General features: G+C 67.0%; 10 protein-coding genes and 1 pseudogene. 4 read left to right on the top strand and 7 right to left on the bottom strand.

What is annotated here, in order from left to right; translation table 11 throughout:
* Positions 1–4: 4 nt before the first annotated feature.
* From BHS09_RS11455 to BHS09_RS39835, 5 genes are all read right to left on the bottom strand, one after another.
* Positions 5–1,852: a UvrD-helicase domain-containing protein gene (locus BHS09_RS11455; RefSeq protein WP_140797891.1), complete on the bottom strand. Its 1,848-nt coding sequence runs from the start codon at positions 1,850–1,852 to the stop codon at positions 5–7.
* Positions 1,853–1,895: 43 nt separating this feature from the next.
* Positions 1,896–2,420 carry a hypothetical protein gene (locus BHS09_RS11450; RefSeq protein ID WP_140797890.1) on the bottom strand — a complete coding sequence of 175 codons (525 nt, stop codon included), beginning with the start codon at positions 2,418–2,420 and terminating at the stop codon, positions 1,896–1,898.
* The gene (locus BHS09_RS11445) at positions 2,410–2,973 is read right to left on the bottom strand and encodes a sigma factor (protein WP_140797889.1); all 564 of its coding nucleotides are present in this window, start codon (positions 2,971–2,973) and stop codon (positions 2,410–2,412) included. The genes BHS09_RS11450 and BHS09_RS11445 overlap by 11 nt, the downstream gene beginning before the upstream one ends.
* Before the next feature lie 525 nt (positions 2,974–3,498).
* Entirely contained in the window at positions 3,499–3,717 is a 219-nt protein-coding gene (locus BHS09_RS39840) for a transposase (RefSeq protein WP_250645652.1), read from the bottom strand.
* The gene (locus tag BHS09_RS39835) at positions 3,659–3,982 is read right to left on the bottom strand and encodes a transposase (RefSeq protein WP_250645651.1); all 324 of its coding nucleotides are present in this window, start codon (positions 3,980–3,982) and stop codon (positions 3,659–3,661) included. The genes BHS09_RS39840 and BHS09_RS39835 overlap by 59 nt, the downstream gene beginning before the upstream one ends.
* A gap of 69 nt (positions 3,983–4,051) precedes the next feature.
* Here BHS09_RS39835 and BHS09_RS11435 point away from each other — a divergent pair.
* From BHS09_RS11435 to BHS09_RS11420, 4 genes and pseudogenes are all read left to right on the top strand, one after another.
* Positions 4,052–4,342, top strand: a pseudogene (locus BHS09_RS11435) (transposase); the annotation flags it as partial.
* A 175-nt stretch (positions 4,343–4,517) separates the two neighbouring features.
* Positions 4,518–5,998 (top strand): transposase gene (locus BHS09_RS11430; protein WP_237080324.1). Its coding sequence is split into 2 segments (ribosomal slippage): positions 4,518–5,367 and positions 5,367–5,998, totalling 1,482 coding nucleotides; the frame shifts between segments, so codons are not numbered across the junction.
* Between the two features lie 32 nt (positions 5,999–6,030).
* Complete coding sequence (locus BHS09_RS11425; RefSeq protein WP_140797888.1) at positions 6,031–6,612, top strand: IS630 family transposase; 582 nt, start codon at positions 6,031–6,033, stop codon at positions 6,610–6,612.
* Positions 6,609–7,115, top strand: a complete 507-nt coding sequence (locus BHS09_RS11420; protein ID WP_140797887.1) for a hypothetical protein — start codon at positions 6,609–6,611, stop codon at positions 7,113–7,115. The genes BHS09_RS11425 and BHS09_RS11420 overlap by 4 nt, the downstream gene beginning before the upstream one ends.
* Positions 7,116–7,166: 51 nt before the next feature.
* Here BHS09_RS11420 and purL read toward each other — a convergent pair whose 3' ends face one another.
* Positions 7,167–11,075, bottom strand: a complete 3,909-nt coding sequence (gene purL, locus BHS09_RS11415; RefSeq protein ID WP_140797886.1) for a phosphoribosylformylglycinamidine synthase — start codon at positions 11,073–11,075, stop codon at positions 7,167–7,169.
* 182 nt (positions 11,076–11,257) lie between these two features.
* On the bottom strand, positions 11,258–11,389 hold the full coding sequence (locus BHS09_RS39905) for a hypothetical protein (RefSeq protein ID WP_257792140.1): 132 nt from the start codon (positions 11,387–11,389) through the stop codon (positions 11,258–11,260).
* Positions 11,390–11,420: the final 31 nt, after the last annotated feature.

Raw genomic sequence — 11,420 nt, 5'->3', positions numbered from 1 at the left:
GTCGTCACCAATACTTCTTGATGTAGCCCATTCCCGCGATCACGGGCGCGAGCCACAGGCGGGTCTCGTTCCAGGGGAATCCGAGTCTGGAGAGGCGAGAGTCGTCCGCGTGCATCGCGACCGTCGTGACATCGATCCACGAGAGGAAACCGACCCGGAGCGGGGCTCCTCGAGCACGCTGCAGTTTCATGATCCCCCCGAGTTCCTCAAGACATCTCTTGCTAAGGGTACCGAGCAATTTGCGCTCCTCCCCGTCCAGGATGATGCGACGAGTCCAACTGCCGCGGCCCTCCGTTTGGATATGGGCGGTGCGGACCTGTCCATCAAAGTTGGCCAACGCTCCCTGTTGCGCCTCTGCCTCCTCGCCATCCTCCATGCAGAGGGGCCACACCGGATCAACATCCCCCTCGCGCCCGAGCTCGACCTGAAGCCCACTGTGGACGTTTCTCCAGGGGCGGTGCTCATGGTAGGCGCGCCCCAGCTCGGCACCACGCAGGACGCGGACCTGTTGGGTCGCCCGGCTCACCGCGACATAGAGGACACGCGCCTCCTCATCGGCCTCGCTGTCGCTCTCGCAATCGCGGGGCCTGGGGGGGAGACAGAAGAACACATGGCGTGCCTCACGCCCCTTGGAGCCATGGACGGTGCCGATGATGGGGCCACCAGGTCCGATGTCCTTGACGAACGCCTCATCCGGGAGGACGGCCACCGCGAGCCGGTCCGCCACCATGTTGAAGTCCACGTAGAGCTTTCCCGAGGGCCCGATCCGCCTCAGCAACTCCCAGGCCGAGTCCGCCGTCCAGCCTGAAGCCAACCATCGCGGCATGCACTCGGAAGCCCAGGCCCGGTCGAACTCCTCGTGGCTCACGCCCGACATCCGGGCCCGTGCGCGGGCGAGCGCATTGGCGACCAGCGCGATCCACGGCGCTGCGACCCGAGGCATTCCGCCCAGGCGCAGCCGGTACGCGATGCCTGCGCCGGTGAGGTAGGACGCCGCCATGAGGGCGTCCACCCGCCAGCGGAAGAGCAGCAACGAATCATCTGCTTCCCGACCAAGCGATTTGACCAGGTCGACCATGTCGCTGGGGTTGTGCTGCTCGGGTGCCGCGCGGCTCTCGAGCTCGGCCTGCATCTGCTCGAGGCGACTGCCCGAAGGAACATCGAGAGCGATGGACCGGGTCTTCGAGAGCAGCTCGATGAGCTGAGGACGATCAGTCCGATAGATGCGGGTCAGCGGTATGCGCTGGACGACGCCCTTAAGCTGGTCGAGTTTGGAGAAAAATCCCTCGCCTGGGCCGCTTTCACCGGAATCGTTGGACCAGCCGTAGATGGACTGCGCAGGATCCAGGAACACCGTCCAGCCCGCCTCCTGCCGCAGGGCGTTGAGGAACGTGAGGATGAGTGCCGCGCGAGGGCCCACCAAGTCCTGGGCCTCATCCACCAGGACGTGGTTGAATCGGTTGAGGTAGCTGCGGAGTTCGTCATCCGGATGCGCGAGGGCAGAGCACGCGGCCTGGATGCTGTCCTCATAGGAGTTGATCGTGACCTCCTGGACACCTGCGGTAATACGCCAGGCGAAGGAGTCGATCGTCCGGATCTCCACGCCGCGCAGTGCGTTGACACCGGCCCCCACGATCTGGGCGATGCGGTTGCGCATCTCGTGCACGGCGGTCCGGGTGAAGCTCAGCAGGAGGATGCGGTCTGGCACCTCCCCCTTGCTCAACAACCCGGCAACACGCGCGCAGGCCACCCGGGTCTTCCCGCAGCCAGGGCCGGCCTCCACGATGAGTCTGGCGCTCAGGGGAGCGCCGACGATGGATTGCTGATGTCCGTCCAACTGGGCGTGCTGCACAATCCGCTCCTGTTACATGGAGGTGGAAAATAGCATCTGAAAATCAGTTGATTCCCGAACTTCTGGGCAACTTGTGCCCGTCAGGCATGATCTGGCTGCCGTTGTTCTGGAGCGAAGGAGGGAGTTGTTGCCGCAGGACCAGAGGACCCGCATCTACGCGGACAGGCTCCTCTTCCTCAAAGTGCTTTTCCACTAGACGAGACCGGATCTCCTTTGCTCGCTTGGCCGTAATCACGCCCCGCCTCTCAAGCCGATCCGTCTCCGTCAAGCCCAAACGGAAGTGAAGCGGCTCCCAAAGCCGCTCGACGACGGCACCGAGGACCATCCCCCCCCCGATCCCACAAGTCGAGCCAAGGGCTTGTAATTCCGGAAACAGACTCGTTGCCACGAACCCTATCACGCCAAATGCAAGGGAGGTCAACCCACAGCGTTTGATGATGGCCGCCTGCACGACAGCGGGCAGCCGGCGATAGATCAACAACAAACTGACCGGTAGCAGCCCCTCGTGCACCCCTAGCTTGGCCAGTTGCTTCATGAGGATGAGCAGTTCAGTGGCCTCAATGTCCATTGCGCCCCTCATCCTCGGAACGCGGCAACCCGACCCCATCCAAAGCCTCACGTAGCTTCCGACGGAGCCGGTGGCGCCTTACCCGTCGGGCGTTCGCCTTTCGCGGCTCTAGGGGTGGCGAGCTTGACGACGTCCGGCCGTCATCTAGGAGTAGCTCCAGCTCTTCTGGCGAGAGCTGGTCGAGCACACGGGCGGCCGCCTCCCGGTACTCATCCTGCGCCAGCTCGTCAGTGCCAACGGCGTAGAAGAGCTCTGCCTTCTTGATCTCCTCCTCCCGGCGACGCAGCCGACTCAGATCTACGACCAGATTTTTTAAGGTGGCGCTCATCCAGGCGCGCGCGACTGTCGGCTCATAGGCCCACCACGAGAGGTGTTGGGCGACACGCGTCCAGAGTTCGGAGACGAGATCCTCCTCGTCGAACACACCACCGCCGAATTGGCGGGCCAACTGGTAGCTCCATGTCCGATGCTCCGCATAAAAGCGCGCAAGCTCCTCGGCCTTCTCAGACCGGGGAGCGCCGGAATAACGCCCTGGATGCTCCTCGACGCTCATGGCCAGACCCACACGGCCCGGGAGGCCGTTCGTACGCACATCAGCTTGAATCGCTACCCCGTCGCACTACCCCGTCCCAATCCGTGAAATACCCATTTCCCATGGCAATAACAACCCCTGAAGGCCCGCCGAATGCCATTCCTGAACTTCAACCTGACATGGAAATCCCTATGTAATGATCGAACCCGCCTCAGCGTCTCTATGTATACCTACAACCCGGTTCCTGTTCCCTAAATGACACTTCAACAGGAGGACTGCCGGAGTGCGGTCCCCGGCTTTTCCTTCCGGGAAATAGACCTGTAATGTTATCGATTTCCCGGCGTCTTTATGATTAACCAATTCGCCCAGCGAACGAGCCAGATGGTGGCCCGTTGAGGGTGAGAGTACGTGCGGACTGGTGCAGCGAGGTAGGAGACGGCTGCTGCCCCTCAGTGGTCACCCACCGGGGGATGGGCAACGTCTTGAGCGACGAGAAGAAGCAGCGGGTCATCGCCCTAAACGCCCGATCATGAATCTCGCACGCGCTCAGGCGGCACGCCGCAGATGGACCTTGCGGAGGATAGGACTGGCACGCCGCTGGGCGTTACGAGCGTGCAGGTAGGCATGAACGCGCCGCATGAGCTTCAGGAGGGTGCGGCAGCGATGGTTGCGAGTGACGTTGGCGTGGAGGTCCAGCCAAGCGCGCTCAATGCGATTGGCGTCCGGGCAGTAAGGCGGCAGGAAGTGGAGGACAACCCCGGCCACCGAGTTGCTCGAGCGCCTTTCTCGTCTTCTGGCTGCTGTGGATGGAGGCGTTGTCCAGGATGAGGTGGATTCGTGGGGCGCCGCGGTACTCACCGGCGATGCGCCAAAGCAGTTGGATGAAGAGTGAGCTGGCCTTCGACTTGCCGTCCACCCAGGTGAGGCGGCCCGTCTTCGAGTCCAGGGCGCCGGCTAGGTATCGCTTCTTGTTGTTGTCTGGCGTGAGCACCACCCGGCGCTGGCCGGGCAGGCACCCGTCGCGTCCCACCTTCGGATTGAGATGTGAAGTTGCCCCGGTTTCGTGGAGTCCCCCCCGCTGTGCGAAAAGGGTTCCACGATGCCGAAGTCACGCCCCCCATACCCGCCGGAGTTCCGTGAGCGGGTCGTCGAGCTGCTGAAGGCCGGCCGGTCCGGCAAGAGTCTCGCAAGAGAATTCGGTTGCACCGAGCAGAGCATCCGCAACTGGAAGAAGCAGTTGGAGGAGAGCTGCAGTGGCGCCCCCAGCAGCAACGGCGAGAGCAGGCCAGCACCCAGGGCGAGCAGTGCCGCCTCGGAGGAGCGAGCCGAACTCGAGCGGCTGCGGCGCGAGGTGCGGGTGCTGCGCGAGGAGCGCGACATCCTAAAAAAACTACGCCGGCAAATACCTCCTGCCCTCCTCGGTGTTGCTTCCATAGGGAGGTGGCACCATGGGACGCACGACTGCCCACCCACCGGCGAGCAGGCAGGCGGGGTTGGAGAACCATCGACGGCGGTGCTCCGCGTGCGGAGGGCCCGCCCCAGCGGACTACCGGGCACGGCGGAACGTGGTGACGCTGGAGGCAGTGGTCGCCCTCAAGGTGCAGGTGCGAGTGTGCCACCGGAAGGGTTGCCCGTTGTACTTGAAGCCCGTGCGTGCCGAAGAAGAGGGCCGGTGGGCGCTGCCGGACCATGAGTTCGGCCTGGACGTCATCGCCCTGATTGGGGCACTGCGCTACCACGAGCATCGCAGCGTCCCGGAAATCCATGCAGTCCTTCGCGCACGGGGCGTCTCCATTTCCGAGCGCAGTGTCACCAACCAACTCGACCGGTACGATGAGCTGCTGGCACTGCGAATGACAGACAGCCGGCGACTGCAGCAGGTGACACGTCAACAGGGCCGGGTGGTGCTGGCCATGGACGGCTTGCAGCCCGAGGTGGGCCATGAGGTGTTGTGGGTGGTGCGCGACTGCCTCTCCGGCGAGGTGCTGGCAGCCCGTAGCTTGCTGGGCAGTGGTGAGGCGGAGTTGGCCCCGCTGCTTCTGGAGGTGAAAGCGGCGCTGGCGGTGCCCATTGCCGGAGTCGTCTCGGATGGCCAGCGCTCCATCCGCAACGCGGTGGCCTCGGCGCTGCCTGGGGTGCCTCACCAACTCTGCCACTTCCACTACCTGCGTGAGGCGGCCCGCCCCCTCTACGACGCGGACCGGCACGCCAAGAAGTTGCTGAAGAGTCATGTGCGAGGAGTGCGGGTTATCGAGCGCGCCGTCGAAGGGCGCCAGGACGCCCAAGCACAGGCCGTCCGCGGCTACTGCGCCGCGGTGCGCAGCGCCTTGACGGACGACAGGCGCCCGCCCCTGAAGCCCTCCGGTTTGGAGTTGCACCGGCGACTGCGAGCGATTGAAGCGAGTCTCCGCCGGGCAGAAAAAGGGGGGCGCGCACCAGAGAACTGAAGCGACTGCGCCTGCTATTGAGGCGCGGCCTGATGCAGACGGCGAGGATATGGCCACCACTGAAGGTGGCCTACCGGTGGGTAGAGCGTGTCGCCGAAATCCTCACCAATGCCTCCGGCCAGAAAGGCTGTCACGTCAAAAGGCGCATGGCCGGCCTTGTCGGCGCACTGGCGCATGCCATGCGACGCACCCACTCCCCCCACCGCGCGGCGCTGGCGCATTTCCTCCTGGAAACGCGTCGCTATTGGCCCGGCCTCTTCCATTGCTACGATGTACCCGGCCTGCCTCGCACGGACAATGACTTGGAGCACCTGTTTGGCAGTTGCCGCTACCACGAGCGCCGGGCCTCGGGCCGGCGCCGCGGAAGTGAGGGCCTGGTGGTGCGCGGACAGGTGCGAGTCGTCGCCGCAGTGGCGACCCGACTTGCCCCCACTGTCGGCGCGGAACTGGCCCCCAAAGACATCATTGCGTGGAGGAATCTGCGTGCCTCCCTTCGAAGACGGCAACACGCGCGAGTCTTGGGCCGTCGATTCCGGGCCAATCCGAACGCCTACCTCGCAGCGATTGAGCGGGAGCTCAGGAGAGCTTTGCCGGCGTAGAAAAAAAGTCACTCCTCGCCTCCGAGCGGCGGCTGGCGAAGAGTCGCCAGGCGCGAAGGCGGTACCTGGATAAGACCTCCGAGCTGAAGCCTTCGCATCTCCACTTCATCGATGAGACCGCCGCCACCCTCACGATGACTCGCCGCTATGCACGTGCTCACCGAGGGAGTCGAGCACGTGGCTACGTGCCCATGGGGCGTCGACAGGTCCTCACGATGATTGGGGACCTGACGCTCCAGGGGGTGGGGCCCGTGCTAACCTTCGAGGGGGCCACCAATCGCGAACGCTTCGAGACCTACGTCCGAGAGGGGCTACTTCCCGTCCTCAAGCCCGGCGACGTCGTTGTCTTGGACAACCTCAGCGCCCATCACCATCCCGCAGTCGAAACGCTCGTTCGCAGCCGCAAGGCCCATCTCCTCTTCCTGCCGCCCTACAGCCCTGACCTCAACCCCATTGAGTCGTGCTGGCTGAAGGTGAAGACGCGCCTGCGGGCCATCGGCGCGCGAACCCACGCGGCCCTCCTGCAGGCCATGCGCAAGGCGCTCTCGACCGTGCGGCCGCAGGATGCAGCCGCTTGGTTCGCCTACTGCGGCTACTCTCCTCAACCGCCGTGATCACCGTGCTAGGGCGGTTGGGTTGGAGTCTGCGACGCATCGAGGACGCGACGAGGGTTCGCCGAGAGACGGCCAGTGGCTACCTGAAGGCCGCGGGCGTGGGCATCCGCCCACCGCACCGGTGGGGCAAGTCAAAACCGGCCAATGACGAAACTACCGAGGCGAGCGCCACGAGCGAGCCGGAGGCCAAGGCCGCCGGAGCAAAACCGGCCCAAGAGGGGACCACCGACTCCATGCCGCGCAGCCGAGCCGGAGTCCGGCACGTATCGGCGAGCATCGTCGCGCCCTACGTCGAGCTGGTGCGGCAGCGGATGGAGGTGGGCCGCAACGGGCGCGCCATCTACGAGGAGCACGTCGACCCGGCAATGCTCCTCAAGCATCCTCGCGGACCGAAGCCAAAGAAGAAGAAAGGCTACGCGCCCGGGAACGAGGTGCGCCGGCAGGTCGCGACATCACGCGTCCTCGCTGCCGGCACCGTCGATTACGTCAAGCACGATGTTTAAAGGGGTGCCCCTGAAAGCCAGGAGGTCTCATTTCAACCGTATGCCCGGCGCTCAGCCCAACCAGACGCGGGCGTTGCGGAACATGCGCATCCAGGGGCCGTCGTCGCCCCACTCGCGAGGCCGCCACGAGTGCTGCACGGAGCGGTGCACGCGCTCCGGATGCGGCATGGTGATGGTGAAGCGCCCATCCCGCGTCGTCAGACCGGCGATGCCGTGGGGCGAACCATTGGGGTTGGCGGGATACGTCTCCGCCACGCGCCCGTGGTTGTCCACCCAGCGCGTCGTCACCAGCCCCTGCCCGTTGACGTGGGCGGCGTCCTCCGCGCTGGGGAACTCCGCGCGGCCCTCGCCGTGCGAGGTGACGATGAGCATTCGGCTGCCTTCCATGCCCTGGTAGAAGAGCGACGGCGTCTTCGACACCTCCACCAGGGACAGGCGCGCCTCGTACTGCTCGGAGGCGTTGCGCACGAAGCGGGGGAAGTGCTCCGCGCCCGGGATGATGTCCTTGAGCTGCGACATCATCTGGCAGCCGTTGCACACGCCCAGGCCAAAGCTGTCCGGCCGCGCGAAGAAGGCGGCGAAGGCGTCCCGCGCTCGCGGGTTGAAGAGGATGGACTTCGCCCACCCGCCGCCCGCGCCCAGCACGTCGCCGTAGGAGAAGCCGCCGCACGCCAGCACGCCCTTGAAGCCTTCGAGCGACACCCGCCCCGACAGGATGTCGCTCATGTGGACATCCACCGCGGCGAAGCCCGCCCGCGTGAAGGCCGCGGCCATCTCCTGCTGGCTGTTGACGCCCTGCTCCCGCAGCACGGCCACGCGAGGACGGGCCCCCTTCGCGATGAAGGGCGCGGCCACGTCCTGGGCCGGGTCAAAGGTCAGCTTCGGCGACAGGCCCGGGTCCGACGCGTCACTCCTCGCGGCGGACTCCTGGTCCGCACAGGTCGGGTTGTCGCGCAGCTTCTGCATCTCATGGCTGACGCGGGACCACGTGCGGCGCAGGGCCAACGTGTCCGCAGACAGCAACGTGTCGCCGCCGTGGCGCACGCGCACCTGCAACGCCGTCACCGGGCGGCCCAGTTCGTGGACCTCCCGTGACAGGCCGTGCTGCGCCAGCACCTCGCGCACGCGCGCCACGTCCGATGCGCGCACCTGCACCACCGCGCCCAGTTCCTCATTGAAGAGGGCCGCCGTCACGTCGCCACCCAGCGGCGCCAGGTCCACGTCCAGGCCGCAACGGCCCGCGAAGGCCATCTCGCACAGCGTGGCCCACAGGCCGCCGTCGGAGCGGTCGTGGTACGCCAACAGCGAGCCGCACTCGCTGAGCGCCTGCACCGCGGCGAAGAAGCCACGCAGCAGCGCCGGGTCTTCCACGTCCGGGCTCTCCGGCCCCACCTGCCCGTTGACGTGCGCCACCACGGAGCCGCCCAGCCGCTGCTTCCCGCGCGCCAGGTCGATGAAGAGCAGCCGCGTGTCGTCCGCCACGTCCACCAGTTGCGGCGTCAGGGACTTGCGCACGTCCAACACCGGCGCGAACGCGGAGATGATGAGCGACACCGGCGCCGTCACGGCCTTGCGGGCACCGCCCTCCTCCCAGACGGTCCGCATGGACATGGAGTCCTTGCCCACGGGGATGGTGAGGCCCAGCGCGGGGCACAGCTCCATGCCCACCGCGTGGACAGCGGCGTAGAGGCTGGCGTCCTCGCCCGGGCTGCCCGCCGCGGCCATCCAGTTGGCGGACAGCTTCACGTCGGACAGCTTGCCGATGCGGGCCGCGGCGATGTTGGTGAGCGCCTCGCCCACCGCCATGCGCGCCGAGGCCGCCGCGTCGATGAGGGCCAGCGGCGTGCGCTCGCCCATGGCCATGGCCTCACCGGTGGTGCTCGTCACGGTGGACAGCGTCACCGCGCAGTCCGCCACCGGCACCTGCCAGGGGCCCACCATCTGGTCCCGGTTGCTGAGCCCGGACACAGTGCGGTCGCCAATGGTGATGAGGAAGCTCTTGTCCGCCACCGTGGGGTGGCTCAACACGCGCTCCGCCAGCACCGCCAGTGAGCCATCCAGCGTCAGCGGCGCGAACGACACCGGGCGCGACGTCACGTCGCGGTGCATGCGCGGCGCCTTGCCGAACAGCACGTCCATGGGCAGGTCGATGGGCGCGTTGCCGAACTGCGTGTCCCCCAGCTTCAGGGTCTGCTCGGCGGTGGCGTCACCCAGCACGGAGAAGGGCGCGCGCTCCCGCTCGCACAGGGCGGCGAAGCGGGCCAGGTCCTCCGGCGCCACGCCCAGCACGTAGCGCTCCTGCGCCTCGTTGCACCAGATCTCCACCGGCGACATGCCCGGCTCGGCGTTGGGCACCGCGCGCAGCTCCAGGCGTCCGCCCAGGTCGTTGTCGTGGGCCAGCTCCGGCACCGCGTTGGACAGACCACCGGCGCCCACGTCGTGAATGGAGCGGATGGGGTTCTTGTCGCCCAGCGCCCAGCAGCTGTCGATGACCTCCTGGCAGCGACGCTCCATCTCCGCGTTGTCCCGCTGCACCGAGGCGAAGTCGAGGTCCGCCGCGCTCGCGCCCTGCGCCATGGAGGACGCCGCGCCACCGCCCAGGCCGATGAGCATCGCGGGCCCGCCCAGGACGATGAGCTTGTCGCCCGGCTGCAGGCGCCCCTTCTGCACGTGCGGCGCGCGGATGTTGCCCAGGCCACCGGCAATCATGATGGGCTTGTGGTAGCCGCGCACCTCCACGCCACCGGGCGTGGGGACCTGCACCTCGTAGCTGCGGAAGTAGCCCGTGAGGTTCGGCCGGCCGAACTCGTTGTTGAAGGCCGCGCCGCCCAGGGGGCCGTCCACCATGATGTCCAGCGCGGAGACGATGCGGTCCGGCTTGCCGTAAGGCTGCTCCCAGGGCTGCTCGAAGCCGGGGATGCGCAGGTGGCTCACGCTGAAGCCGGTGAGGCCCGCCTTGGGCCGGGCGCCACGGCCGGTGGCCCCCTCATCGCGAATCTCGCCGCCCGCGCCGGTGGCGGCGCCCGGGTACGGGGAGATGGCCGTCGGGTGGTTGTGCGTCTCCACCTTGATCATGATGTGGGCCGGCTCGCGCACGGAGCCCCACTCACCGGATTCGGGGGACGGGAAGAAGCGGTCCACCTCGAAGCCTTCGATGACGGCCGCGTTGTCCTTGTACGCGCCGAGCACGCCTTCCTTGTGCTGGACGTAGGTGTTCTTGATGGCCTGGAAGAGCGAGCGCTCCTGCGGCTTGCCATCGATGGTCCAGCTCGCGTTGAAGATCTTGTGCCGGCAGTGCTCGCTGTTGGCCTGCGCGAACATCATCAGCTCGACGTCGGTGGGGTTGCGCTTCAGCTCGGTGAAGCGCGCCACCAGGTAGTCCATCTCGTCGTCGGCCAGGGCCAGGCCCAGCTCGCGGTTGGCGGTCACCAATGCCGCGCGGCCTCCGCCCAGCACGTCCACCGTCGTGAAGGGCCGGGGCGTGTGCCCGGCGAACAGGATGGCCGCGTCTTCGAGACGCCCCACCACCGCCTGCGTCATCCGGTCATGCAGCACCGGCCTCAGGCGCTCCAGCTCCGCGTCCTGCAACGCCTGCCCGTTGGGGCCCGCGATGAAGAAGGCGGTGCCGCGCTCCATGCGCCGCACCCGTTCGCCCAGGCCGCAGTTGTGGGCAATGTCCGTGGCCTTGGAGGACCAGGGGGAGATGGTGCCCGGCCGAGGCAGCACGAGCAGCAGGCTGCCGGTGCGTGCGCCCGTGGCCACGCGGGGCCCGTAGTCGAGCAGGCGGCCCAGGGTGGCCAGGTCCGCCTCGGAGAGGGGCGCCGGAGTGTCGATGAGGTGCACGAACTCCGCATAGACGGATGAAACGGAGGGCACCCGCTCGCGGCACTGGGCCAGGAGCTTGGCGAGCCTGAAGTCAGAAAGGGCCGGAGCCCCACGCAGGGTGTGCATGCTGGACATGGGTCGAGATCGTGGCTCTGGGTAACAGCGGGGCCGTCCTTATCACCGTGCGTCGGCCCGGCGCGTGAAGAGTTCACGCCGGGACGCCTGCCGGACATGCGGGCAGGAGCCACGGTAGGTGTCAGCCGCACGTCAGAGCCTGCGCAGCGCTCGTGACAAAGCGGGAAGCACCGCCAACAGACTTACCGGTCCCCCAGGGCCACCCCGAGCCCCAGGCTCCAGGAGAACCCATGCGCCCACGTCACGCCGGGGTGACGCAGGCCTTGGTAGAGCACCTCCGTGCTGGCGACGAAGTTCGCGCCCCGCGGGAGCAAGCAACCTTCGCGGCCTCCTTCACGTTCCACC

This window comes from Myxococcus xanthus (assembly GCF_006402735.1).
In the GTDB taxonomy this organism is placed as follows: domain Bacteria; phylum Myxococcota; class Myxococcia; order Myxococcales; family Myxococcaceae; genus Myxococcus; species Myxococcus xanthus_A.
This window is presented reverse-complemented; position numbering and strand designations above follow the sequence as displayed.